This window comes from Xanthomonas boreopolis, assembly GCF_046529185.1.
In the GTDB taxonomy this organism is placed as follows: Bacteria; Pseudomonadota; Gammaproteobacteria; order Xanthomonadales; family Xanthomonadaceae; genus Pseudomonas_S; species Pseudomonas_S boreopolis.
This window is the reverse complement of the sequence record NZ_CP097162.1, coordinates 2477434-2500281: the sequence shown is the minus strand read 5'-3', so window position 1 is coordinate 2500281 and position 22848 is coordinate 2477434. Positions and strand designations below refer to the sequence as shown.

Below are 22848 nucleotides of genomic sequence, written 5' to 3'. Positions count from 1 at the left end.
GGCTGCGGGGAAAAAACAAGGCCCCGGACAACAGGGCCTTGTGGATCAGCGGGTCAGAACGACTCGGCAGCCTCCAGTGCGGGGGCTTCGACGGGCGCTTCAGCGGCCGGCGCGGGGGACGCCTGGGCCGGAGCTTCCTGCGGGGCGGGCGTTTCGGCGGGAGCCGGAACGTCGCTCTCGCGTTCGTCGGAGTCGGTCGGCTTGGGCTCGGCCTTGTAGACGAGCTCGCCGTCGACCTTTATCCAAGAGATAAACAGCAGGCGGGCCTTGAAGCTCACCCCCTGTTCGCCGATGTGCTTCCCCTTGGTGTAGGTGAAGGTGTCGGCCCAGAGGTCGCCCAGGCGGAAGCCGATCAGGACCTTCTTTTCGGCCTTGACGGCATCCTCGCAGCGGCGGACCAAGTGCTGCGCTTCGTTGCCGGAAACACGGGTGTCGAAACGCACGTAGGAAACGTCATCGCTGGGACCGTTGAGCGCCGCGATGTCGCAAGCCAGGAAGGGCGAACCCTTCTTCGGCTTCACCTCGCGGATGCGATTGAGGTAGCCGAGGCCGGTGATGTGCAGATCGAAGTAGGTTTTTTCGTTGGAAGTGGTCATGGTGAATCTCCAGTAGGACAAGAAGCGGAGACACACCCGACCCAGGCGGGGAAGGTGTGGAACCCCCGCGTGGGTTGATGGAACAGCGTGGTGGCATCGCCATCTGGAATCGATGGTTGTTCGCGCATGGATGCCGGTGCGAACGGGGGTGATCAACGCGGTCGGAACCGAGTCGTAGCCTTGAAGATCGTGGCTACCTGGGCATGCTGCTGATCGCAATCAGCGGGGCATGGCGGCAGCGTGGCATGACGGTACGCCGGGGGCATCGATGAATCGGCACTACCGGACCACCCCATTCCGGCGCCGGGTCCGGTCGAAATGCTGGCTCCAGAACGAAGAACCCCCCGCATGCGCGGGGGTCGGGGAAAGCGGCGGTCATCCGCCATTGGGTTCGCGCGGAACCGCCTGCAAGGACAGGTGCGTCTCGGTGGCGGACAACGCCAGATCGTCTTCGCTGTGCAGGATGCGGGCGAACACGTCGTCCTGTACGTCGAAGAACTCGCCGAAATCATCGCCCCCCAGCTCGGCGTTCACCAGTGCCCACCAGTCGTCGAACGGATGGATCGACGTCGGGGTTGCAGCCGACCGCGTAGGCGATCAGCTTCTGGCGGCCACCGGGAAGGCGCTCGCCGCGTTCGGCGAGGAAGTAGGCGCCTTGGTCCTTGGCGAGGACGACGCGGCACTGGTTGGCGACTGCTTCGGCTAACACCGGGCGCAGATCGACCCCCTTGAATCGCAGGGACATGGAGAAATCTCCTCAAAGTGGGATGGAAGGTAGGCCGCGGAAGCCGCGGCCTGGTCGATCACGCCGAGAGGGCTTTGCGCGTGCGCTTGGCCTGCTCCAGGACGGTCACCTGGATCTGGCGCCAGCGGCCATCGTCGATCCGATGCGCCAGCGCCTCGCCAAGGCTGTCGAAATACACCTCGTCGATGCGCTCGATGAGTTCATCGCCTTGATGCAGCTCGATCACGTACACGTCGCCGGCACGGTCGTAGAGCACGGTGACCCGCCCCTCGAACTTCGCCGTGGAGACGGAGAAGCTGATCGCCGGCGGCGTCTCGATGATCTTGGTCGGTGCCGGATCGACCCAGGTGAAGTCCTTGGCCCCGGCATCGACCAGCATGTGGGTGATCTTCCGGAAGCGATCGGGCGCCGGCAGTTCCTCCAGTTGCTGGATCAGGTCGTGCAGTTCGGGGCACTGCGGTTCGGGGATGGGCAGCTTGGCCGGCGCGGAGCCGAGGATGTGCGTCTGGATGGTGTACGGCTTGCCCTCGGAGGTGTACTCGGTGCGTTCTTCCGGTGTGTCCGCGCGCAGGCCGTCGAAGCGGCGCCGCGCATAGGGCTGGACGTGCACCTTGGCACCTTCGTCGGGGACGACGGTGACCAGGTCGCGATCCAGCACCGCGAACTCGGCACGGGAGGTCTTGACAACGATGGCGTCATCGGTCGTCGCCACCACCTTGCCGTCGAAGGGCTTGGGGTCGATCACGAATCCGAGCGTGGATTCCTGCGGCTGGCTGTCGAAGAAGCGGAACTTGAACGAGTTCACGTTGCGCGGGACGTGCCCTGCGACGAGCGTGGGCAACTGGATGCGAATAGCAGAACGGTCCATGGGAGACTCCTTGAAGGAAAACAAGGGACTCCCGCCCGCAAGGGAGGAAGATCCCTTGGGGTGGAAAGGACGCGGTGTGCGTCGATGGATGGAGATGACCAGTGCGGGTGCACCGCAGCCTCGAAGGTCTCGACTGCCTGGGCGGTTGCCGGCTACGCCAGCGAACACGCGGCCAGCATGGCGCGTCGCTGGCGGCCCGGTGCACGCAATATGGAATCTGGACGTTCCCGCATTGGTGCGGCGGACACGGACAAGAAAACGCCCCTCGATCGAGGGGCGGCAGGTGGATCAGAAGTTTTCGTACACGAAGCAATGCGTGCGTTGTCGTGGGAAGAAGACGTGCTTCCAGCAGTCGCCGCGGGTATTGCCGCCGTCGAATACCACCATTTCGTAGCGGTCGATGTCGGTCTCCATGAGATCGGCGATGCTGATATGGCGCATGTGCAGCGTGCCGCTCATGCGCTCGAACACCAGCGTTTGGCCGATGGCATCGTCCTGGCTCATGGCATTGATGCAGGCGCCCAGTTGCAGCTCGAAGTCTGCTTCGGCGTCAAGATCGTGCAGTACGTGGTCAACGATGCCGGACAGGTCGAGGCCGGGCTCGGACAGCGAAGTGATCATGGTGTGCTCCAAAGAAGGAGCGGCTCAGCACCCTCGCGGATGCCGAGCCGCAAGGACGGTGGATGCTCCCAGGGAGCGCAGGGACTACGATTCGTACAGCGGCAGACCTTCCAGTACCGGGGCGTCGGCATCGAAGATCAGGAAGCGAACATCGGCCTGGCCGGCCTGTTGCAGCGCGTCCACCAGGGATTCGGGCATGCCCTTGTTCCGGTGTTCCTGCCGCAGTTGTTCGGCGGTGATGCCTTCCAGGTCCTGCAGATGGCTGTCCGCCCAGGGCGTGGAGATCAGCTTGACGCCGATCGCCGGGCTGTACGGGATGCGGAAGGCGATGAACAGGAACCTCTCCGGGGTAGCGAGGTCAGCCAGCTCCATCAGGTAGCGGTTGGCGTCCTCGGTCAGATGGGCGCTGCTGATCTCCCAGGCGCGGCTGTAGAAGCCGGTCTCGAAACTCAGCCGCCCCACGATCTCGCGGGCAGCTCCCTCGGAATAGGTGTCGCCGATATGGACGGGTTCGCCGTTGAAGTCGTCGCCGTGGATGGCATAGACCACGGCGCCCACGACGCCCTCGCCATCGACGCCGTCGCCGGCATCGCACTCGGCCGCCAATTCGTCGCTGATTTCCTCGCCGATATTTCGGATCACGGCGAAGTCGTTGGTGACGATGCAAGGCGACGAGATGAGGTCGCGGTCGGATAGAAGTGCCTGGCTGGCGTGGATGGGACGCCAGACCAGTGGGCTGCCGTCGTCGTAGCTGATGCAGAGGGAGCGGACGATGCGCAGGTTGCTGTACCCGCGAACGAAGAAATTTTCGGTCTTGGACATGGGATTTCTCCAGCAAAGGATTAGGCGGAGCCCATCCCCTGCCGGGGATGGAACCCCAGCGGGTGAAGGAAGGAAAGAACGTCAGGCGGTATCGCCGGACGCGGGTGGGTCGAACAGCCGCTCGGCGACGCGCCGCCGCAGCCGCGAACGGAAGGCGTCGTCGTTGATGCCCGAGAGCACGCTGACAGCCTCCAATGCGATCAGCGCGGAGGCTTCCTCGGCATCGACCGTCAGGACGGCCTTGCGCAATTGCTCGCCAAGCTCCATGGCGTGCGTGGAAGCTCCGAAAAGGCGAACCTCCCGGCTCAGGAAGCAGGCATCGCCGCCGAACTCGAACAGCCGCGGTTTGCTGCAATGCCAGCAGCCCTCGAACTGGATGGCGGCCAGGTGGTGGCCGTCATCGAAACAGGTGGCCACCAGGAACAGTGCCTCCAGATCGGCACCGTCCTCGAACGCGTGCTGTTCGATGAGGTTTTCCAACGCCTCGTCGTCCTCGGCGCCGAAGTGCGCGGCAAGCACCCGCAGGATGCCTGCCAGTGGCGATTCGTCGTCCTGATCCGGCCGATCCAGGCCGAGCGTGGCGGCGAGGTCGGCGAGACCTTCCTGCACGTCGTCCCACTGCGGATCGTTGGACTCGGAAATCCGGGCGATGTAGGCCCGCCCGTTGCCGGGATAGGCTGGATCGAGATTGAACCCGCCGAACAGTGCGGTGATGACCGGCGTGACCTGGTCGAGCGCGAGGACGCCGGTGGCGTCGTAGTAGTTGTTGGCCATGGTGGCTCCTTTCGATGGTCGAGCGGAGCCGGTCCGTGCGGACGATGGCATCCGCATGGGAAAAGCCCGAGGCCGGAATGGCTTCGAGCGGTGGAAGGAAGAAGAGTCAGTCGCCGAAGTCGGTGGTGTCGCCCATCGCCTTCAGCACGTCGATCAGCCCACAGTTGGCGAGCACGTACAGTTCGTTGTAATCGCTGCTGGTCGGAGCCTGCTCCTTGCAGTTCAGCGCCTCATCGAGCGCCACGATGCTGTTGCGGACGTTGCGTGCCACCGTCATGGCCGGCTCGGAAGCGTCGTCATCGACAGGTTCGCCGAGCGCAGCAAGGACGGCACGGGGAGACAAGGCCACCGGAAATGATTCGTACACCTCCGGGACGTCGCCGCGGCAGATGGCTTCCGCGGGCTTGTCGCCGATGGCGAACTGGGTGATTTCGTCGTAGGCCGCGCCTTCGGTGTCATAGTCGATCACCGCGATGCGCGGCAGCGGGACCTGGCCGGGCCAGTCCTGCATGATCACGGTTTGGACTAGGCCACCCTCAAGGACGATGGCGAAGGAAGGGATTCGGGACATGGTCGCTCCTATGAAAAAAGGAGGGACATGGCCCCGAAGGGACGCATGTCCCTCTTGGGGTGAGAGGAAGGAATACGGTGATGTGCCTGGGCAGGCTCACCAGCCGTTGTAGTTGAGCAGCAACTGGGCGAGCACCTGACGGCGTTCCAAGTCGAGGCCACCGAAGTCGGCCAGCCCGTGGAAGCCGCAACGCTTGAGCATGGCGCCGCCCTCGCGTTCGTTGTAGAAGCTGACCATCGCGGCGAGGAACATTCGCTGGCCGCCGCTCAGTACGCCGAGGGCGTCGTTGAGCATCAGCAGGTTTGGACGCAGATCCCACTTTTCGGCGGCATGTTGCAGGCCTTCGCGGGTGCCGTCGCCGAACCACTGGTGGCCGGCGATCTCGACGCCGCGCTTCCATGCCTGGAAGAACGCTTCGGGGGCCTGGGCAAAATGCAGGTCTTCCCGCACGATCAGTTCGAGCACGTCTTGGGGCAAAGACTGGTTCATGAAAAGTCTCCTGGCGAGTGGGATTCAGGAATGGAGGCGCTGTTGCCAACGGCCGATCGCCAAGGCGTGGCTGGCGGCCTGGTAGGAGCGGAAGTACTGGGCGGACTCGCGCGAGACCGGGCCGTCTGCATCGGTGGTGCCGATGTAGTGGCCGGCGGCGCTGTGGCAGACCTGGACGAACAGGCGCTTGCCGACGTGGATCAGGGCCAGATAGCCGATGGCATCGGCTCGGGCCTGGGCGGGGCTCGGAAGCACCGCATGGGGCGGAAGGGACATGGCGATCTCCTGGGGAAGGTCGGAGGCCACATCCCGGTCGGGAAGCAGAACCTCCCGGTCGGTGGAACAAGGCAGCATCGGCTCCGGAAAGGCGCTCGTCCGCGGGGGGGCGATGCGAAGCGGACTGGCGGGTCGCGCGGAAGAGGATTCCGCGGCAGCCGAAAGACCCTGGCTGCTGGCATGGTGCTGACGAAGTCAGCGACGCATGGGAGGAGCATCGCGGCGGGCAAGGTCGCCGTCGCGCGAGAAACAGAAACCCGCCATCACCGTGTTCAACGCAATGCTTGCAACAGTCGGCGTCCCAACCAGGCCACACAGGGCACGGCCATCGAATTGCCGATGGCCTTGTAGCGCGGCGCATCCGCGGCCGGCTTGCCGCGGTACGGCACGAGCGTGTAGTCGTCGGGCATGCCCTGGAGGCGTTCGCATTCCACGGGCATGAGCCGGCGCACCCGCCATTGCGACCAGTCGGCATCCCCCGGCGCCTTCGGGGCGTAGTGGAAATGCGCCTCGTAGGTTGGTGCAAGCACGTGGCCCTTGTCACCGCCGCCGCTGCTTGCACGCAGCACGGGTGAGATGACGCCACTCAGCTCCGCACGCAGACCGTCTTCGCGCCCACGAAGCGAAACCGATACGACCATTGGCCGGCCTTGGCCGGGCTTGCCGCCGCCAGTGGACAGCGTGCCGGTCAACTGGCCGTGCCCTGATTCCAGCCGCAACTCGCCACGCGAGTTCTGCGCGAAAGCGATTGCTGGCACCACACCAGCATTCGCATGACTATTGCGATGCCCACCAGCGCGTAACGTCGGTGCCCGTTCCATCGCTGCATCCGCGCCGCAACCCTGCGCGGTGAAAGCGATGATCGGCACGCCGCGCCCCGTGCCGTCTTCGCTGCATCCCTTGCCGTTGTTGGCGGTGTTCAGAGCATGGCTGATCGTGCCAGTCATCGATTGCACGGCGAAGGTCTCGACCTCGAAGTCGTTCTTGGCGCCTGGGGCCGCCGTCAGGCAGGCGGCCACGTCGATCGGCCCGCAGGTGTTGCCGCCGCCGAAGGCGAGCGTGACCTTGCCGTAGGCGCGGTTCAATCCGGCATAGCTGCCTGCTGCGTCAGTACCCGATGCAGGACCCGTGGCAGCGTCTTGCCACGGAGCGAAGCCCGCCGCAGGATGCCCAGGCACGCCTTCGGACTCGAAAAGTACCGCGGCGGGATCGAGGTCGTCTCGACCACTTGCCACAAGAAACACACGACGACGGCGCTGGGCAACACCGAAGTATTGGGCGTCGAGCACGCGCCACGCGATGCGGCGGCGGGGTCCAGACACACAACCTGCGTGCGTCCACCGCGGCCCTGGTGGTTCGAGCGCACGGCCTTCTCCGGCCAGTGCGCCCAGGAAGCAACCGAAGGCGTTGGAGCGGTCCGAGAGGACGCCCGGGACGTTTTCCCAGACGAGCGTGGCTTCCGGGCGGCGGGCTTGGGTACGGGCTTGATCGATGGCATTGGCCAACTCCACATAGGTCAAGGGTGAGCGCGCCGCGCGGATCGGCGAGCCCTTGGCGGTCGCCGGCGACGCTGAAGGATTGGCATGGAGTTCCGCCGACCAGGATGTCGGGCGCGGGAACGGTGCCGGCACGGATCTGGCGGGCAATGCCCGTCATGTCGCCGAGATTCGGAACCTCGGGGTAGCGGTACGCGAGGACGGCATTGGGGAATGGCTCGATCTCGGCGAACCAGGCGGCTTGCAGCCCAAGGGGCTGCCAGGCCAGGCTCACGGCTTCGATACCGCTGCACACGCTGCCGTACTGCAAAGCTGGAGGGTGTCGAGGGTGCACGGGGGTTCTCCTGTTCGGGGTGTCGGAAAGGCAGGAGAAAGGCGCCGAAGACCGCTCGGGTCTTCGGCTGGCGAGGAGGAAACCACCCGTGGGCTGTCGCAGGACGTGGCCGTCGGTAGAGCCTGTCGCTGCATCAGCGATCGCACCCGGCCCGTGTCGTGGTTGGGGCCGAAATCCTTCGGCACGCATCCGCGCACAAAAGGAGCCTGTTGTTTCGCCGGCAGGCACCGGCATCGACTACCGCTGACCCAGTGGGTCTCCCGGCGGCTCGCGCTGCAAGCCGCCGGGAGACCGACCGGGAGAACGGAAACACGCCGAACAGAACGCCCACGGATGCGGGCGGTGACCAGTGCGCCTTCTCGCCGCGCCGGCAGGAACCGCCGGTGCGGACGTGCACACGTCGCAGAAGGTTGAGCGTGCTGGGTGCCTCGCGGGGTGCGAGGCCTGCGCATCGGTCGCGGCCGGTGCGATGGGGTTGGGTGTGGCGACTACGTGGACGAGCGGCGCGTCTTGCGTGCCGTGCCGCGGGTGCCGCTGTTGGCGCGGCGTCGCGGACTGGATTCGATGGCCACCGTTCCCGTGCAATCCGGATACCGGGTGCATGACCAGAACGCACCGCTCTTGCCCGTGCGCTGGCGCGTGGCGGCACCGCACAGCGGGCAGACCGGCCCCTGCGGCAGCTTGATGGACAAGGTGATGCTGCGGTACTGCTGCACGAGCTGCGCGACCCAGGCCGATTGCTTCTCGACGAAGGTGTCCAGCGTCATCTGGCCGGCTTCGATCATGTCCAGCGCCTGCTCCCAGATCGCGGTCGTACCGGGGTCGGTGATGGCCGGCGGCACGGCGTCGATGAGGGTGAAGGCAGCGTCGGAGGCACGCACGGCACGGCCTTTCTTGATGAGGTAGCCGCGGTCGAGCAGGCCCTTGATGATGTTGGCGCGGGTGGCTTCCGTGCCGATGCCGGTGGTGTCCTTCAGCTTCTGCTTCAGGCGTGGATCGGTGACCAGTTTGGCGACGCCTTTCATCGCCTTCACGAGTTCGCCCTGCGTGTATGGCCTGGGCGGCAGGGTCTTGAGTGCCTTCAGATCGATTTGGCCGACCCGGCAGGCCAGTCCCTCACGCAGCTGCGGCAGCACCTGGCTGCGAGCCTTGGCGTCGCCGTCCTCGTCGGCAGGTTCCGATGCCGCCAGCACCAGGCGCCAGCCCGGCACGACGATCTGCTTGCCGACGGCTTCCAGGTTCTGGCCGCCGCAGGCGAACCGCGCCGTGGTGCGATCGAACTCATGGTGCGGGAGGAACTGCGCCAGGTAGTGCGCACGGATCAGCGTGTAGACGGCCAGTTCCTTCTCGCTCATGGCGGATAGGTTGGCCGGCTCCAGCGTCGGGATGATGCCGTGGTGCGCCGTGACCTTGGCGTCGTTCCAAGCCCGCGAGCGCTGGTTGCGATCAAGCTGGGCGACCAGTGGGCGCAGGGCCGGATCGGTCTTGATGAGGCTGTCGATGACGGTCGGCACCTCGGCGAGCATGCTTTCGGGCAGATAGCCCGAATCCGAGCGCGGGTACGTCGTCGCCTTGTGCGTTTCGTACAACGCCTGCGCGATGTCGAGCGTGTCCTGCACGTCCAGACCCAACTGCCGGGAGCAGACCTCTTGCAGCGTACCCAGGTCGTACGGCAGCGGCGGGCCTTCGCGCACCCGCTCGGTCTCGACGCCGATCACCTGAGCGGTGCCGGCCGTGCGGATGCGCTCGACGGCCTGCTGCGCGACGGGCTGCTGCAGGCAGCGGCCGGCATCGTCGGTGCAGCCCTGCGGCGGCAGCCAGTGGGCGATGAAGGAAGCGCCTCCTGCGGACAGGGCAACCTCGATCGCCCAGAACGGCACGGAGACGAAACGTGCGATTTCGCGGTCGCGGTCGACCACCAGCTTCAACGTCGGGGTCTGCACACGGCCGACCGAGAGCACGCCGTCGTAGCCGGCCTGCCGACCCAGTACGGTGAACAGGCGGCTGAGGTTCATCCCGATCAACCAGTCGGCACGCGAACGGGCGAGCGCCGAGTGGTACAGCGGCAAGGTCTCCGACGAAGGCTTGAGCGCGCCGAGCGCCTTGCGGATCGACGCATCGTTGAGCGCCGAGAGCCAGAGGCGTTGGATGGGGCCGCGGTAGCCACAGTAGTCGATCAGTTCGCGGGCGATCATCTCGCCCTCGCGGTCGGCGTCCGTCGCAATGACCAGCTCGCTGGCCTGCGCCAGCAACTGCTTGACGACCTTGAATTGCGCGGCAGTCTTGGGTTTGACCTCGACCTGCCAGCGCTGGGGAACGATGGGCAGCGGTTCCAGTGCCCATCGCTTGTATTGCTCGCCGTAGGCTTCCGGCGGTGCGGTTTCGATCAGGTGGCCGATGCCCCAGGTGACGCTGAGGCCGGCGCCGGTGTAGCAGCCATTGCCACGCTGGTTCGCGCCCAGCACGCGGGCAATGTCTTTGCCCTGAGAGGGCTTTTCGCAGAGAACCACGCGCATTCGGCCTCCTCGGAAACGTGCTGTTCATCGGATGAGCAGCAGCGTGTCCGGGATGAGCCGGCGACACCGCAAAGAAGCCGCATGGCGCGGCCACCGATTTGTTGGTCGATGAGGCGGCGCGTGCCGCAGCAGCCGGACGGCAAAGCTGCGGTTTGTTCGGCGGGAGCGTCGTATCGGGAGAGCGCGTGGAACTCGGTGGACGTTGGTGGAGCTATCCCCTGGGGATAGCTCCACTGAGGTCTACTGGCGCATGGAGGGCGACGGTGGGTTGCCGCAGCCGCCCTCGCAGAGGCAGCGATCAGGTGACAGGCTTGGGGCTGAGCGTCACCGCTTCGAGGCGGTACGGCAGGATGCCTACGCGGCGGGCCTCGATCTTGAAGGTGACGCGCTCGTTCTTGTCGGCATCCTCCCACTCGTCGCGCACGGTGCGCCCCTCGACCAGCACGCGCATGCCCTTCTGGTAGAGGTTGGCCCAGCGCTCCGCCTCGGGATGCCAGAGTTCGACCGGCGCCCAGAAGCCGCCGCGGTCCTCGTACTCGCCATCCTTCTTCGGGATCGGGTTGTCGAAGTAGACGTTCAGGCGCAGCAGCCTGCGGGGTTCGTCGTTGCCGCTGGGGAATTCGCGGTATTCCGGTGCAGAGCCGATATTGCCCTCGCCACTGAAATGGGTGCTCATCGATGCTTCTCCTGGGAGTGGTTGGCGCGGCTGCGCCGGTGGTAGACCGCTTCGGCCTGGGCGACCTTCTCGGCGGCCTCCAATGCTTGGCGGGCGATGCTGTGGGTGAGGCTGACCTGCATGTTCAGCACGATGCGCTGGACCTCCATCGCGTAGAGGTCGCCGATCAGGTGGTCGGGCGTGGAAGGGCTGGCGATCAGCGACTGCCACAGCGCCACGCCCATCGCCGAACGGTCGGGTCTGCGCCAGCGCAGGAAGGTCGTGCCGGCGCCCGTGGTCTGCTGGGCCAGATGCACGGGCAGCAGGCGGAACGGGTAGTCGGTGGCCTGCGCCAGCACGCGCCGCTGCGCCAGGGCGATCAGGTCGTCGCGCAGCGCGTGGCATTGGCTGGCCCAGTCCTCCAGACTCCCCTTACCCTTAAAAGGAAAAGGGCGTAAAAGGCCTTTTAGGAAGGCGGCGTGTTCCAGCGTCAGGAAGTCCGCCTGTTCCAATGGTGCGAATCGACGCGCGGGGCTGGCGCTCATTCCGGCTCACCCTCGGCATCGCCCGCTGCCGCAGTCGGCGGGGTCTCGTCGTCCAGCGCGGGTTCGTCCTCCGCGCGGCTGGCCCGGCCTCCGGGGGCCGAGGCCAGCGGCGAACGCCGGACGATGGGCGGCGCATAGCGGGAACGCTTCGTGCCTTCGAGCACCTCCTGCGGCAGTTCGCCGTACTTCTCGATGGCTGCACGCGCTGCCGCGTTCTTGGCGGCGAAGTCGTCGCGGGTGCAGCCGGAGTAGCGGTACTGCTGGGCCAGCGAGAACAGGCTGCGCAGCGCGTGCGCGCCTTCGTTGAGCCAGCGTTCCAGGGTCGAGCGGTCGATCAGCGCGGTGTGGTGGGAGAGGATCAGCTTGCGGGCCAGGTCGTCGTAGTCCGCCAAGAGGTAGACGGCCATGAAGCCGAGTTGTGCGTTCACGAACAGCGGCAGCTTGACCGGCTGCACGTTCATGTTTTCTCCGAGCGACAACGCGGGCGGCACGTTCGCCAGCACCTGCTCCACCTGTTCGCGCAGCGATTGCAGGCTGGTCTTGGTCTGCGCCAGCTTGTCTTCGATGCGCAGCATCCACCAGTCGCTGTACGGATCGTCCTGCTCGGCGCCGCGCCGCAGCTTGCTCATGATCGAGAGATAGCCGTTCAGGCCGATGATGCCGGGCCGTCCTTCTGCGGCGGCGCGGCCGTGCCAGATGCGGGAGGCATGATGCGTGTGCAGCGTCAGCGACATCGCGCTGCGCAGCGACCCGAGGTTCAGTTGCAGGGATTCGTTAGTAGGCATGGAGGCGACTCGCAAGGTGGTGAGCGAGTCGCCAGCATCGGGACGGGCCGGAAGGCCGTCAGTCAACAAACCGCACGGACAGGACGCCGGTTTGGGGAGAAGCGGAAGGCTGTGTGTTGCAACTATCCCCTGGGGATAGCGCTATGGAAGGCCAAGGACATCCACTCGGTCAGTGCATGGACCGATTCGGGACGTGGATCAGCGCACCCAACTGGATTGGTCGCGGGGAAGTCGCCCGTCCGGGTCGTTCACTGCCACCGAATTGCCGTCCTTGAGCTGGTCTGCATAGACCACGACGTTGGTTCCTCCCTCGTGCGCCAGGCTCGGAAAGAGGATGCCGGTGTAGCCATGGGCCAGCACCATGTCGGCGAGCACCCAGGTCGGCGGCTCGATGTGCAGTTCCAGCTTCAGGTGGCGCCAGTCCTCGCGCCAGTCATGCCACAGTTCGTCCCATGGTTCGCCGTGATGGAGCTGGCGCAGATCGACCAGGTTGCTCAGCGTCGCGGTGTACGAGCACATCGTGCAGGGAGGCAGGAAGGGCGAGGTCTGCTGGTATTCGCGCAGTGCCGTCAGCTCATCCAGCGACAGGTACAGGGCTTCCACGCCCTCGCGATTGAAGCGTCCGCCGCGGGTGGCGGCACCCGCGCCGCTGGTGGGCCGGCTGGCCCATTGCGGGGTATGCGCCCGGAACAGCGTGGCGCCGGGAGGCAGATCGACGAGGATCATCCGACGAAGCCGGAGCTGATCGATTCCAGGTAGCCGATCGCATCTTCCGTCCGGCCCTCCTGGATCAGTTGCAGCAGCGTCTTGTGGCGGAACGCGGGAATGGGCTCGTTCTTGATCAGGAAGATGGCACGCTGCTGGTCCGGCTGTATCGCCGTCGCGGCCGACAGCACTCGCACCAGGTCGCGCAACGCGGCTTGCAGGCGGGGCGATTCCGGGTGCGTCCGCAGGGTGTTGCGGTGAACGCCCGCAAGCGTGGCCAGATCCTGCTGTTGCAGGTCGAGAACGGCGGCGATGCCCGATGCCGAGAACCGCGACGTACCGGGTTCACGGGTCGATTCGAGCACATCAGCGAAGACGGCGGACATGGCGCTACTCCTCAATGGAGAGTGGTTTCAGGCACATTTTACGCACAGTTCACGCATAGCTCAAGTTCGACCCATTTCCGACCGGGGCCGGACTGGGAAGGCTCCCTGTTGCAACTATCCCCTGGGGATAGCGCCATGGAAAGCCAAGGACGTCTGCTGCTCAGGGCTTGTCCAGGATGGCACGCAGGTGGGCCAGATGGGCCTGGATTTGCTCGGGACTGGCCGCCCTCGGTGCAGGTGGCGCCGGGCCTGGATTGGTCCGTGGACGGGTGCTGGCGGTGTCGGTCTGTCCGGCCCAGGCCTTGAACTCGCCGCGGATCGCCCGCTGAATGATGCCGAACAGATAGCCGGCGGGGTTGCGCACCGTGCTGCCACGGCAGCGGGCGGCCCACTCGTCGAGGACGGCCTGGCGTTGATCGTTCTCGACCTGTTGCAGCGCCACCAGCGCCCCGGCCTGCTGCTCGTCCTTCAAGGACTGGAAGCGCTCGGGCAGTCGCAGGCCGTTGAGTTCTCGCGCACGCGGTACTGTACGTACTTCTTTTATACGACTACTCAGTACTTCAGTACGGTCCTGCTTCGGATTCCGAAGAGGGGTGGATTTGCCGGGTTTTTCGCCTGTTTCGGAATCCGAAGACGGCGATTCCTCGTTCCGAAGAAGGCGTTCGCTGCCTTCTTCGGAATCCTGATCGTCATCCTCCTGTGGATAAGTGTCCGCGAGGTTGGGATGCGTGTGGGCCAGACGCTGGGCGAGCACTTGGAGCCGCGTCGGCAACTGGCGCCCGCGCAGCAGAGGGTCGTCGGCCAACTCCCGCAATGCCTGCTGGCCCACACGCTGGATGGCCTTGCTGGCATGGGTCAGCGCCTGGCTGACCAGTTCCAGGTAAGCAGGGTCCAACTGCATGGCCTCGAAAGGGCTCAGCGGCTCGTCGTGCAGCACGTAGAGGTTGCCGAGGATGCGGCCGGTCTTGGGGTCGCGCCGGCGCCGAGCCAGGCTGAGCCAGCGCGTGAGTCGCAGCACCGTCAGCGCCCGCGCGACGGTCTCGTGGGAGGCCTTCGGGGCGCACGGCGTCGAGGTCAGCCAGGGGCGCAACTGCTCGTAGGTCGGCCAGGCGGTGAGGCCATCGTCGTTAAGCATGAGGCGGCAGACCTGCCAGGCGTTGCGCTCCAAGGGCGTCAACCGCCGGTCGAAGAACAGCGCCCGCGGCACGGCCTCGTGGCGGTTGCCGGAGAACAGAAAGCCGTCCTGCGGCTGCGGGGGGCTGGCCGCGGCGCGACTGGACGCCTCCAGATGCTGAAGCGCACCGTCGAGCAGCGCCGAAAGCGGCATTGGATCTGGCGAGCCTGGACTGGGCATCGTCATGGCCTACACCAGCTTCTGTTCGATCCAGCCCTGTATCGCGGCCCAGATCACCGACATGGGCAGGGACAGCGATTCAGCCAGTTCCATCGTCAGTCCGAGCATGGCGGTTTCATCGTCCAGCGCGATGCCGCGTGCGGTGATGGCGGGCTTCCAACGATGCCAGAGGGTGGTTTCCTGTTCCTCGCTCAGCACGGGATGACGGCCTTTGCGCTTGGGCAAGCCGAGTATTTCGCGGCGCAGCGCCACTTCCTGATGCGTGAGGCCATAGAACTTGCTGACCATCTCGGTGCTGGCGCCGAGCCTGAGCATCCGGTCGACCGAAGTGATCTCCTGTTCGATGTCGCGCATCTGGCTGACCAGCCGCCAGAGCATGTCTCGATCCACTTTCACCGAGCACCACGGCACTCGCGCGTTGGCCAGCAGTGCCACCAGCGCCGGCTGCTTCAGCACGTCCAGTTCGCGCTCGCCGAATCCCATGGCCAGGCATCGGCGCAACTGGCCGTTGCGCAAGTCATGCAGCGCCTGCGCGACGACGGCTTGGTTCAGTGGGTGGGGTGCGGACATGGATGGCCTCCCGTCGGTTCAATCCTCGGTTACATCGCGCGTACCTGCTTCCAGTTCCAAAAGGCGGCGAGCCAGTCGCAACAAGCGAAAGAGCTTGACCAGCCCGTTGTCGCTCAATCGGGGAATCGTGATGGGATGGCCGGGACGAGCGCCTTGCAGCAGCACGCCCAGCGTGTTCAAGCCAGAGGGATCGTGCCCGGCACGATGGATTGGCGCGCTGTCGGTCGCGTCGCCGCTCAGTGCATGCAGCAGCGCCAGTACGGCGCGGCCAAACGCCGGCGCGGTGTGGGTGGCGGGCAGCGCCGCCGAACACCGGAAGCCGATCCCGGCATCGCTCGGCGCGATGCAATCGGCCAACTCGGCCTCGTCGGCGATCTCGCGGGCGAACTGCCCGATGTGGATGCGCAGCCGGTCGGGACTGTCCAGCCCCGGTTCGATGTACCAGACGTCGGTGATCGGAAACAGCCCGCCGGCCTGGACCGGAATCGCACGCAGCACGTTGTCCGCGAAATCCGGCAAGGCCTCGCCCGTGTGCTCGGCGACCAGTTGCTGGATGGCCTGGAGGCGATCGGTACTGGCCGCCGGGGAAACGATGTGACCTTGCAGCCGTTCATTCGCCGCGTCCGCATCTTCGTCTTCGGCTTTCGCAGGCGGTGCTGCGGCCGGTGCCGGGGTGGCCGGCTTCTGCGTCGTCGCCGTGCGTGAGGACGGCGTAGCGGTTTCCGACGTGTCGGCGGCAGGCAGCGGCGATGCTGCAGGTGGGGCGGGCGCGGATGCGGGCACCGTGGGCGGCGCCGAAGGTTCGGCCGGCAGGCTGGGCGGACTGTTCACCGCCCGCTGACGGTTCTCGATGTTGTCGATGTCCAGTTCCAGGGCGTTGTAGTCCGCGCTCAGCAGCTCGGCCATCTGCCCGATCAGCTCGTCCTGTACGCGCTGGGGCGAGAAGTTCTCGGGCTGCGCGTCGAACTGCGCCAGGACGTCATGGAACAGCGTATCGAAATCGACGCTCAGGTGCCGGCCGTGCACGCGCGTTTCCCAGGCGAACTCCGCCGCTTTGCGCAGCACGGCCAGCCGTTCGACCTGATGCCGTCCCAGCCCGCCGTAGAGCACGTTCGGGATCGCCGGCAGCAGGTAGCGCACGGTGTCCTGCATCCGGCTGATGTGGGACTGCTGGACCGGGTAGCCATCGGCGGCCAGGCGGCGGGCCAGTTCGGACTGCGACGGTGGCTTGCCGCTCTCCTGTTCGTACAGCTCGCGGGCTTTCTCCACGCCCAGGGAGCGTTCGATGAAGGTCAGGCCGCCGTGCAGTTCGTTCTCGGCCAAGTGGCCGGTCAGCGCGACAATCTCGCCACGTTCGGGCCAGGGCCGGAACAGGCACGAGATGCGGAAGAACCGCTCGTCCTTCGTCTCCGACCACAGCTCGCGCAGGATCGCCAGCCGGGTGTTGCCACCGTTGCGGATGATGTAGTGGTCGGCACCTGGCCGCCGGGTGATCGGCGGCGGCGCGTCCAGGCCGCGCTCGCGGATCGAGGCCTTGATCTCATCAAAGAGCGGATTGCGCGTCAGCCGCGGGTCGAGTTCGTAAGGCCTCAGCTCGTCGAGCGTGACCACCATCGGGGTATCGGCGATGGGATCGCTCAACGCCTGCGCGGCGGGGCTCTGGCGCTGGAAGCCGCTGGCAAGCAACTTGGCGGCCATGTCGTCGGGTGTCAAGTCAGCCATGACGTTCCCCTCCCGATGCGCTGGCGTGCCGAACCGCCCGCCGCAACTGGGCGCGGGCATTGCGCTCGGCGCAGTAGTCGCTGGCGGTGGAGCCGGTGTAGATCGGCGGCAGGCCCGGCTTGGTGAACTTGAGATGGCCGCCCGATGTGCGCACGACTTCCCAGCCGTGCTGGAGCGCGAACTCGATCAGGCCGCGCAGTTGCTTGTGCCCGCGGGACAACTCATGTGCGCTGGACATGGGCGGCCTCCTTTGCGGTTTTCGTACCGACCTGATCGAACAGGTCCCGCCATTGCGGGAACAGTTCGCTGGCGAGCATGCGGATCGACTCCAGCGCGGCCGGTGCGCTGCGTCCGCTCGGCCGCCGGCCTTCGACGCGATGGACTGGCAGGCCCTGCGTTGCCGCACGCGGGTAGGCTTCGATGGCCGGGATGGCGGTGTTCAGCACGCGCACGTCGCTGCGATCCGCGAATATCTGCCGCAGCGCCTGCTGGATGAGGCGAGCGTTGGCTGAGACCGGCGGCACGCGGTTGATCAGCAGGTGCAGCGGTGGCGGTTCGATGCCCAGGTGGCGGAACGGCGTGATGTCCTCGATCAACTGCAAGGTGCCGCGGCGCAGCTCGCGGGCCGCGAGGATCTCCGGCGTGACCGGCGACAGCGCCAGGTCCGAGGCGAGCACGGCCATCTCCAGCAGCGCGCTGCGTGCGCCCTGGGTGTCGAGCAGCACCAGGTCGTAGCTGGACTGGAAGGCCGGGAGCAGATGCCGTAGCCGCCGGCGTCCATCGGGTGCGTGCAGCAGCAGCGTGTTCAACTGGCCCTTGTCGTCGTTGGAGAGCACCACATCGAGCCGGTCGATGTGCGTGTGCGACAGCAGCTTGTCCGGGTCGCGCTCGTTGAACGCGAGCAACTCGTAGATGCCGGCCGGCGCCTGGCGTGCAAGCGGGTAGTAGCTGGACAGCGTGGGCTGCACGTCCAGGTCGATCAGCAGTACGCGCAAGCCGGCGTCGGCGGCGAAGCCGCCCAGGTTGGCGGCGGTCGTCGTCTTGCCGACACCGCCCTTGGTCGAGATGATGGAGATAGCCAGCATGGTCTGATTCCTCGTCGCGTCGGGATGGAACGGTCGGAGGGGTCAGACGCGCTGCTTGCGGCGCTCGGCGATCCACTGCTCGATTTCGAGCGAATCCCAGCCGATCGCACGAATCCCCAGGCGAATGGCCCTGGGGAACTTGCCCGCCTTCATCAGGTTGTAGATGTGGGCGCGCTTGAAGCCACTCTTGGCTTCGACTTCATCGAGCCGTAGGATGCGGTGCTCAACCGCGGTAGGAAGAAGCGGCGTTTCGTCCGGCATGACAGTCACTCCTTGGCGCTCGCGAGCGCTTGTTAGGGGTGACTCGTAGTGGAATAGCGCCTTTCGGCCGCGTACACCGCAAATGCGGTTTCCGCGACCGCAGATACGGGCTTGCGAATCTCAGGAGACGGCCGATTGCAGCTTGCGTTTGGCCTGGGCGAACTTGCCTTGCAGCGTGCGCTCGGTGATGCCCATGAGGTGGCCGTGATGCGCGACCAAGGCGCTGGCGATGGCCTCCTGGCTGTTGAAGCTGGAGTAAGGCGTGCCCGACGGCGATCGACCGAGCATCAGCGTCAGCATGGCGCCGATGATGTGCAGGTAGGTGGCTTCGGCGCGATCGCTCAACGGGCACAGGTTGCAGGCGGGAGGCGCCGGACCTTGCAGCTTCTGCCGCTCTTGCAAGGCATGCAGTTGTCGGCGGCACTGCTCAAGCTGCGACTTCAGCGCTTCGCGCTCCACCAGCAGCGCGTGCCCGGACTCCATGGTGATCACGGGATGGGCGATGCGTTCGATGCGGCTGAACAGAAAAGGCGGTCGCTGCCCTGGATAGTAGTGGAGCATCCACTGCTTCAGGTCGATGTGCCGGACGGTCAGCGCGGGGGAGTCCCACAGGGTCTTGTCGTTCGTCGTGATGCCGTTCTGACCATAGGGAAGTTCCCCGTGGTAGATGCCGTCGTAGATGCGATCGGTGTAGAGCCGCAACTCGTCGCAGCGCGGGCAGTCCAGATGCGCAGGCAAGTGTCGATGTTGGACGGCGGCCAGGATCTCGTCCCGGAACCGCAGCAGTCCAGCCCATCGTATTGCCGCATCGATGGGACGGTAGTACACATCCGACAATGAATTCTCTCGCATGCCTTTGACTCCTTGCGACGCTACTTCATCGAGAGCTCCTCAGCGCCCAGATAGGACTGGTGCATCGACACATTGACCAGTGGGAATCCGCTCGCGGACGCGGCCGCCCCGAGCGGAGGAAATCGTTCGGACAGACGCGAGGCTCGCGGGAGCGGGGCGTCATGTCATGGCGCGGGAAGCTGGCCCGTGGCCAGTAGCTCAGCGCTGCTATAGGGTGTACAAAGTCGCTGCTGTTTGTTGGCGGCACACAGAGCAGTGCGAGCGGAAGCAGTCACGCCGTAGTCACATTCGGGATGAGCGTCAAACGCTCCAGCGAGCTTGGCAAGGCCCATTTGGCATCAGGTGTTGGCGCTGGAGCCTTATGGAGGGCCTTGTCTGCCGATGGAGCCTTCCCGCCAGGAATTTCTGTGGCGAGTGGCACGCTTGGGATGCGCGATCAGCATGCTGAGAGGCTGAAATCGCATCAGGTGTTCGCTGCCGAAATGCGCCCGAAGAGCTGCACGTTGAACAAGCAACCGAGCGCATGCGAGGGACGAGAGGGCGTAGCGCACGGTAGGCGTCGTCAGATCACCATGGATGTTGATGGACGCGGAGCGTTGACGGGGTACCCGTTTGAGGCCATAATTGAGGCCGTCTCAGACAAGCGAGACGGGAAACTTCGTTGTTCATCAACGGGTTGGGTGTTTGATGTGATACCCGTTTCCCGCTCCAATTCATGGTCCAGAGACATCCACGGATGTCTTGACCAGCTTGATTCCACAGTGGTTTCGTCCTGTGGAGCTTCCAGCGAAATCCGCTGAAATCCACCTTCAACCACGCCGGATCAGTACACGAATCAGTACGTGAAATCCGGGTGGCTGGCGGTGCGGATTTTCGCCTGACTTCTCCCCGGTGCGGTTGGTACACCTCCTCAACCAGAGGAGACGTACCCCATGGCGCTTACCGATGCCGTCGTCCGCCAAGCCCGGATCACCGGCAAGGATTACACCCTCAACGATGCTGACGGGCTGGTATTGTTCATCACCGGCAAGGGGGCCAAGAAGTGGCATTTCCGCTTCACCTGGCTCGGCAAGCAGCAGCGCATCGCTATCGGCAGTTACCCGGAGCTTTCCCTCAAGGAAGCCCGCGAGCAGCGCGACGACCTGCGTGCGCAGGTAGCCCGCGGCGTCGATCCGCGCATCTACCGCCTGCAAGCCAAGGCGGCGGTGCTGGCCGCGCCGTTGAATACCTTCGCGGCGGTGTTCAAGACCTGGCGTGCCTTCAAGGCCCTGAGCCTGAAGCCCGGTCGGCAAAGCACGCTGTCGCAGATCGATCGGATCTTCGCCAAGGATGTGCTGCCCACGCTGGGTCCGTTCTCGATTTTCGATGTGGACCAGACCCACTTGCTGCCGATCTTGCGCCGGATCGAACGGCGCAAGGCGCATACGACCGCCGAGAAGGTGCGGACCTGGTTGAACCAGTTGTTCCGCTACGCCATGGTCGAGAAGGGCCTGCGCCACAATCCGGCCGCCGACCTGGACATCGTGGCCGCGCCCAAACCGCCGGTCTCGCACAACCCGTTCCTGCGCACCGAGGAACTGCCGGGGCTGATGCAGGCCTTGGCGAGTTACGGTGGCTACGAAACGACCAAGCTCGGCTTGCGCCTGTTGTTGCTGACTGGGGTGCGTACCGGGGAGTTGCGTCAGGCCGTACCGGCGCAGTTCGACCTGGAGCGCAAGCTGTGGATCATCCCGCCGGTGCTGGTCAAGCAGTTGCAGGTGAAGCTGCGCAAGGAAGGCAAGACTGTCGATCCCTACATCGTGCCGTTGTCGCGGCAGGCGCTGGCCATCGTCCAGCAACTGCTGGGGGTGCAGGCGCGGCGGCCGGCGCAGCGCTACCTGCTGCCGCACCGCAGCGACCTGAAGAAGGGCATCAGCGAGAACACGCTCAACGGTGCGCTGCATCGCATGGGCTATACCAATCGCCTGACCGGCCACGGCATCCGCGCCACGATCTCGACCGCGCTCAATGAACTGGGGTATCCCGAGGATTGGGTCGAGGTGCAGTTGTCCCACGTCGAGAAGAACCCGAGCCGGGCCGCCTACAACCATGCCGCCTACGTGGAGCAGCGCCGGGCGATGATGCAGGACTGGGCCGATCGGCTCGACCGCTGGGCGGCGGGGGAAACCGTGGTCAACACGCCGGTGCTGCCGCAGATGCCGGAGGTGGTCCAGGCGCTGAAGGTGCTGATGCAGGGATCGGCCCGGCCTGCCCATGGCGGGGCGGCGCTGATGGCGGTCCTTCAGCAGTTGCAGGGCTGAACGGACGTGCGATGGGGCGGGCTGCTCGCTCGGTCGTCGTTGCTTCGTGCATAGGAAGTCCAGCGGCAGATGACGCCAAAATTGCATTGTGGCGGTACTAACCATGCGAAGCTTTCGGTGATCGCATACAAGTTCGGAACAATCTGTTTCGGATTGATAGTTCAGATGTTCTGATGCCAGCCCTTTCAAGGAGAGTCTCGCGTTCTTGTCGATGTAGAGCCGGCACAACGGCGTGTTGACAGATGGCGTGTTTCCAATAAATTAAGAGCGGCTAACAAAACCCGGGAAGATGGCGAAGACAGATGACCGAGCAGGCGAGAGACAGCAGGGCCAGATGGATATCGATCCGGCGTTCGAAACGGATGCGCAGCTTGCCCATGCCCGCGAACCAAGCATGAGTGCGCTCGACTACCCAACGATAGCGTCCCAGCCTATCGTTGCGTTCTATCCCCTTGCGGGCGATACGCGGGGTGATACCTCGCTGGTTGAGGTGATCGCGGCAGCGGTCGATGTCGTAGGCCTTGTCGGCGTGCAGCTTGCCCGGCCAGCGTTGCGGACGCCCCGGCTTGCCAGCGATCGGGGGCAGTGCATCAACCAACTCCTCGAATACCACCGAGTCGTGCCGGTGGGCTCCGGTGACACAGAACGCCAAGGGAATGCCGTTGCAGTCGGTGATCAGGTGCCGCTTGCTACCGAGCTTACCGCGATCGGTCGGGTTCGGCCCGGTGTAGGCGCCCCCCGGGGGGCGGCCACACTGGCCGCGTCCAGGCTGGCTCGACTCAGGTCCAGCTTGTCGGCCCGGCGCAGTTCGGCCAACAGGACCTGATGCAGACGATGCCAGACCCCGGCGGCTTGCCAGTCGCGCAACCGCCGCCAGCAGGTCATGCCGCTGCCGTAGCCCAGTTCCTGGGGCAACTCCTCCCACGGGATGCCGGTGCGCAGGACATAGACGATACCGTTGAGGGCTTGTTGGTCGCTCACGCGCGGTCGCCCTCCCTTGGGCGAGGGCTTCACGGGCGGGATCAAAGGTTCGATGCGCTTCCACAGCGCGGCGGGAATCTCTTTGCGACGTGCCATGCAGGCGATTTTGTCATCACCGCTCAGGTGTACAAGGCGGTTTTGTTAGCCGCTCTAAATCTGCCTGAAGGTTGGATGAATTTTTCCTTGCCAGTTCAGTGAGGATGCACCGGCTGCATGGAAGGAAGAATGCATCTTTGCCTCAGTGCAAAGCTGTTCTTACGTCAACACCATAAGGAACATGAGTACGATGAAGAAGTTCAAGGCTGTTCTTGCAAGCGCGATGATCCTGGCGTCCACCTTCTCGGTCGTCCCCGCCTTCGCCACGCCGACCTCGCCTGAAGCGAGCGCCGCACGTGCGGAAGGTGAGCTTCGCTGCGGTGTCAGGTCCGATGGCACCGTCTACTGCGAGGTCGTTGTCAAGTGGTAATCCACTAAGATGACCTAAAATTGCGCTTGGTGTCCGCGGCACCAAGCGTTCTGAATCATCTTATTTTTACTGG

General features: G+C 65.2%; 25 protein-coding genes and 2 pseudogenes. 2 read left to right on the top strand and 25 right to left on the bottom strand.

Translation table 11 applies throughout. The features are described from left to right. Nucleotides 1–53: 53 nt before the first annotated feature. The 24 genes and pseudogenes from M3M27_RS11150 to M3M27_RS11035 all read right to left on the bottom strand — a co-directional run bounded on the left by M3M27_RS11150 (nucleotide 54) and on the right by M3M27_RS11035 (nucleotide 19028). Complete coding sequence (locus tag M3M27_RS11150; RefSeq protein ID WP_140720776.1) at nucleotides 54–596, bottom strand: STY4534 family ICE replication protein; 543 nt, start codon at nucleotides 594–596, stop codon at nucleotides 54–56. Nucleotides 597–971: 375 nt separating this feature from the next. Beyond that, a pseudogene (locus M3M27_RS11145) lies at nucleotides 972–1341 on the bottom strand (DUF3085 domain-containing protein). A 58-nt stretch (nucleotides 1342–1399) separates the two neighbouring features. Then, nucleotides 1400–2209, bottom strand: a complete 810-nt coding sequence (locus tag M3M27_RS11140) for a GTPase (protein WP_140720778.1) — start codon at nucleotides 2207–2209, stop codon at nucleotides 1400–1402. 288 nt (nucleotides 2210–2497) lie between these two features. After that, nucleotides 2498–2830: a uridylate kinase gene (locus M3M27_RS11135; protein WP_140720780.1), complete on the bottom strand. Its 333-nt coding sequence runs from the start codon at nucleotides 2828–2830 to the stop codon at nucleotides 2498–2500. Between the two features lie 84 nt (nucleotides 2831–2914). Continuing rightward, on the bottom strand, nucleotides 2915–3652 hold the full coding sequence (locus M3M27_RS11130; RefSeq protein ID WP_140720782.1) for an ABC transporter substrate-binding protein: 738 nt from the start codon (nucleotides 3650–3652) through the stop codon (nucleotides 2915–2917). 81 nt (nucleotides 3653–3733) lie between these two features. Next, entirely contained in the window at nucleotides 3734–4426 is a 693-nt protein-coding gene (locus M3M27_RS11125; RefSeq protein WP_140720784.1) for a hypothetical protein, read from the bottom strand. 106 nt (nucleotides 4427–4532) lie between these two features. Continuing rightward, nucleotides 4533–4997 (bottom strand): hypothetical protein, encoded by a 465-nt coding sequence (locus M3M27_RS11120; protein ID WP_140720786.1) that lies wholly within the window; start codon nucleotides 4995–4997, stop codon nucleotides 4533–4535. Between the two features lie 96 nt (nucleotides 4998–5093). Then, nucleotides 5094–5486 carry a hypothetical protein gene (locus M3M27_RS11115; RefSeq protein WP_140720788.1) on the bottom strand — a complete coding sequence of 131 codons (393 nt, stop codon included), beginning with the start codon at nucleotides 5484–5486 and terminating at the stop codon, nucleotides 5094–5096. A gap of 24 nt (nucleotides 5487–5510) precedes the next feature. Beyond that, nucleotides 5511–5762 (bottom strand): hypothetical protein, encoded by a 252-nt coding sequence (locus M3M27_RS11110; protein WP_140720790.1) that lies wholly within the window; start codon nucleotides 5760–5762, stop codon nucleotides 5511–5513. 272 nt (nucleotides 5763–6034) lie between these two features. Continuing rightward, complete coding sequence (locus M3M27_RS11105; protein WP_434028006.1) at nucleotides 6035–7273, bottom strand: DNA cytosine methyltransferase; 1239 nt, start codon at nucleotides 7271–7273, stop codon at nucleotides 6035–6037. A gap of 58 nt (nucleotides 7274–7331) precedes the next feature. Then, nucleotides 7332–7781: pseudogene (locus M3M27_RS11100) on the bottom strand (DNA cytosine methyltransferase); the annotation flags it as partial. 299 nt (nucleotides 7782–8080) lie between these two features. Beyond that, nucleotides 8081–10108, bottom strand: coding sequence for a DNA topoisomerase III (locus tag M3M27_RS11095; protein ID WP_140720792.1), 2028 nt, complete (start codon nucleotides 10106–10108; stop codon nucleotides 8081–8083). A gap of 298 nt (nucleotides 10109–10406) precedes the next feature. Then, nucleotides 10407–10784 carry a single-stranded DNA-binding protein gene (locus M3M27_RS11090; protein WP_140720794.1) on the bottom strand — a complete coding sequence of 126 codons (378 nt, stop codon included), beginning with the start codon at nucleotides 10782–10784 and terminating at the stop codon, nucleotides 10407–10409. Beyond that, nucleotides 10781–11308, bottom strand: a complete 528-nt coding sequence (locus M3M27_RS11085) for a DUF3158 family protein (protein ID WP_140720796.1) — start codon at nucleotides 11306–11308, stop codon at nucleotides 10781–10783. Before M3M27_RS11085 ends, M3M27_RS11090 begins: the two co-directional genes overlap by 4 nt. After that, nucleotides 11305–12093: a PFL_4669 family integrating conjugative element protein gene (locus M3M27_RS11080; protein WP_140720798.1), complete on the bottom strand. Its 789-nt coding sequence runs from the start codon at nucleotides 12091–12093 to the stop codon at nucleotides 11305–11307. Before M3M27_RS11080 ends, M3M27_RS11085 begins: the two co-directional genes overlap by 4 nt. Before the next feature lie 198 nt (nucleotides 12094–12291). Further along, nucleotides 12292–12819: an RES family NAD+ phosphorylase gene (locus M3M27_RS11075; protein WP_140720800.1), complete on the bottom strand. Its 528-nt coding sequence runs from the start codon at nucleotides 12817–12819 to the stop codon at nucleotides 12292–12294. Continuing rightward, nucleotides 12816–13184 carry a DNA-binding protein gene (locus M3M27_RS11070; protein WP_073664146.1) on the bottom strand — a complete coding sequence of 123 codons (369 nt, stop codon included), beginning with the start codon at nucleotides 13182–13184 and terminating at the stop codon, nucleotides 12816–12818. Before M3M27_RS11070 ends, M3M27_RS11075 begins: the two co-directional genes overlap by 4 nt. Nucleotides 13185–13344: 160 nt before the next feature. Beyond that, on the bottom strand, nucleotides 13345–14544 hold the full coding sequence (locus M3M27_RS11065) for an STY4528 family pathogenicity island replication protein (protein ID WP_434025730.1): 1200 nt from the start codon (nucleotides 14542–14544) through the stop codon (nucleotides 13345–13347). Nucleotides 14545–14547: 3 nt separating this feature from the next. Further along, on the bottom strand, nucleotides 14548–15108 hold the full coding sequence (locus tag M3M27_RS11060; RefSeq protein WP_140720802.1) for a DUF2857 domain-containing protein: 561 nt from the start codon (nucleotides 15106–15108) through the stop codon (nucleotides 14548–14550). An 18-nt stretch (nucleotides 15109–15126) separates the two neighbouring features. Beyond that, nucleotides 15127–16806 carry a ParB family protein gene (locus M3M27_RS11055; RefSeq protein WP_434025729.1) on the bottom strand — a complete coding sequence of 560 codons (1680 nt, stop codon included), beginning with the start codon at nucleotides 16804–16806 and terminating at the stop codon, nucleotides 15127–15129. Nucleotides 16807–16822: 16 nt separating this feature from the next. Next, on the bottom strand, nucleotides 16823–17068 hold the full coding sequence (locus M3M27_RS11050; protein WP_140720805.1) for a type II toxin-antitoxin system HicA family toxin: 246 nt from the start codon (nucleotides 17066–17068) through the stop codon (nucleotides 16823–16825). After that, entirely contained in the window at nucleotides 17052–17915 is an 864-nt protein-coding gene (locus tag M3M27_RS11045) for a ParA family protein (RefSeq protein WP_140720808.1), read from the bottom strand. Before M3M27_RS11045 ends, M3M27_RS11050 begins: the two co-directional genes overlap by 17 nt. A gap of 42 nt (nucleotides 17916–17957) precedes the next feature. Then, nucleotides 17958–18176 carry an AlpA family transcriptional regulator gene (locus tag M3M27_RS11040; RefSeq protein WP_073664141.1) on the bottom strand — a complete coding sequence of 73 codons (219 nt, stop codon included), beginning with the start codon at nucleotides 18174–18176 and terminating at the stop codon, nucleotides 17958–17960. Nucleotides 18177–18296: 120 nt separating this feature from the next. Beyond that, nucleotides 18297–19028: a hypothetical protein gene (locus tag M3M27_RS11035; protein ID WP_140720811.1), complete on the bottom strand. Its 732-nt coding sequence runs from the start codon at nucleotides 19026–19028 to the stop codon at nucleotides 18297–18299. Between the two features lie 932 nt (nucleotides 19029–19960). Here M3M27_RS11035 and M3M27_RS11030 point away from each other — a divergent pair. Beyond that, on the top strand, nucleotides 19961–21328 hold the full coding sequence (locus tag M3M27_RS11030) for a tyrosine-type recombinase/integrase (protein WP_434025728.1): 1368 nt from the start codon (nucleotides 19961–19963) through the stop codon (nucleotides 21326–21328). Nucleotides 21329–21599: 271 nt separating this feature from the next. Here the strand turns inward: M3M27_RS11030 and M3M27_RS11025 are convergent. After that, nucleotides 21600–22405 (bottom strand): IS5 family transposase gene (locus tag M3M27_RS11025; RefSeq protein ID WP_130531530.1). Its coding sequence is split into 2 segments (ribosomal slippage): nucleotides 21600–22075 and nucleotides 22075–22405, totalling 807 coding nucleotides; the frame shifts between segments, so codons are not numbered across the junction. A gap of 190 nt (nucleotides 22406–22595) precedes the next feature. Between M3M27_RS11025 and M3M27_RS11020 the strand changes: the two genes are divergently transcribed. Further along, the gene (locus M3M27_RS11020; RefSeq protein ID WP_434025727.1) at nucleotides 22596–22775 is read left to right on the top strand and encodes a hypothetical protein; all 180 of its coding nucleotides are present in this window, start codon (nucleotides 22596–22598) and stop codon (nucleotides 22773–22775) included. Nucleotides 22776–22848 lie beyond the last annotated feature (73 nt).

Coding starts and splice junctions, on each gene's coding strand:
- M3M27_RS11125 (WP_140720784.1), bottom strand. CDS start 4,426: ATGGCCAACAACTACTACGACGCCACCGGCGTCCTCGCGCTCGACCAG.
- M3M27_RS11060 (WP_140720802.1), bottom strand. CDS start 15,108: ATGTCCGCACCCCACCCACTGAACCAAGCCGTCGTCGCGCAGGCGCTG.
- M3M27_RS11095 (WP_140720792.1), bottom strand. CDS start 10,108: ATGCGCGTGGTTCTCTGCGAAAAGCCCTCTCAGGGCAAAGACATTGCC.
- M3M27_RS11080 (WP_140720798.1), bottom strand. CDS start 12,093: ATGCCTACTAACGAATCCCTGCAACTGAACCTCGGGTCGCTGCGCAGC.
- M3M27_RS11050 (WP_140720805.1), bottom strand. CDS start 17,068: ATGTCCAGCGCACATGAGTTGTCCCGCGGGCACAAGCAACTGCGCGGC.
- M3M27_RS11055 (WP_434025729.1), bottom strand. CDS start 16,806: ATGGCCGCCAAGTTGCTTGCCAGCGGCTTCCAGCGCCAGAGCCCCGCC.
- M3M27_RS11045 (WP_140720808.1), bottom strand. CDS start 17,915: ATGCTGGCTATCTCCATCATCTCGACCAAGGGCGGTGTCGGCAAGACG.
- M3M27_RS11070 (WP_073664146.1), bottom strand. CDS start 13,184: ATGTCCGCCGTCTTCGCTGATGTGCTCGAATCGACCCGTGAACCCGGT.
- M3M27_RS11090 (WP_140720794.1), bottom strand. CDS start 10,784: ATGAGCACCCATTTCAGTGGCGAGGGCAATATCGGCTCTGCACCGGAA.
- M3M27_RS11135 (WP_140720780.1), bottom strand. CDS start 2,830: ATGATCACTTCGCTGTCCGAGCCCGGCCTCGACCTGTCCGGCATCGTT.
- M3M27_RS11035 (WP_140720811.1), bottom strand. CDS start 19,028: ATGCGAGAGAATTCATTGTCGGATGTGTACTACCGTCCCATCGATGCG.
- M3M27_RS11040 (WP_073664141.1), bottom strand. CDS start 18,176: ATGCCGGACGAAACGCCGCTTCTTCCTACCGCGGTTGAGCACCGCATC.
- M3M27_RS11110 (WP_140720790.1), bottom strand. CDS start 5,762: ATGTCCCTTCCGCCCCATGCGGTGCTTCCGAGCCCCGCCCAGGCCCGA.
- M3M27_RS11085 (WP_140720796.1), bottom strand. CDS start 11,308: ATGAGCGCCAGCCCCGCGCGTCGATTCGCACCATTGGAACAGGCGGAC.
- M3M27_RS11115 (WP_140720788.1), bottom strand. CDS start 5,486: ATGAACCAGTCTTTGCCCCAAGACGTGCTCGAACTGATCGTGCGGGAA.
- M3M27_RS11065 (WP_434025730.1), bottom strand. CDS start 14,544: ATGACGATGCCCAGTCCAGGCTCGCCAGATCCAATGCCGCTTTCGGCG.
- M3M27_RS11150 (WP_140720776.1), bottom strand. CDS start 596: ATGACCACTTCCAACGAAAAAACCTACTTCGATCTGCACATCACCGGC.
- M3M27_RS11130 (WP_140720782.1), bottom strand. CDS start 3,652: ATGTCCAAGACCGAAAATTTCTTCGTTCGCGGGTACAGCAACCTGCGC.
- M3M27_RS11075 (WP_140720800.1), bottom strand. CDS start 12,819: ATGATCCTCGTCGATCTGCCTCCCGGCGCCACGCTGTTCCGGGCGCAT.
- M3M27_RS11020 (WP_434025727.1), top strand. CDS start 22,596: ATGAAGAAGTTCAAGGCTGTTCTTGCAAGCGCGATGATCCTGGCGTCC.
- M3M27_RS11140 (WP_140720778.1), bottom strand. CDS start 2,209: ATGGACCGTTCTGCTATTCGCATCCAGTTGCCCACGCTCGTCGCAGGG.
- M3M27_RS11120 (WP_140720786.1), bottom strand. CDS start 4,997: ATGTCCCGAATCCCTTCCTTCGCCATCGTCCTTGAGGGTGGCCTAGTC.
- M3M27_RS11030 (WP_434025728.1), top strand. CDS start 19,961: ATGGCGCTTACCGATGCCGTCGTCCGCCAAGCCCGGATCACCGGCAAG.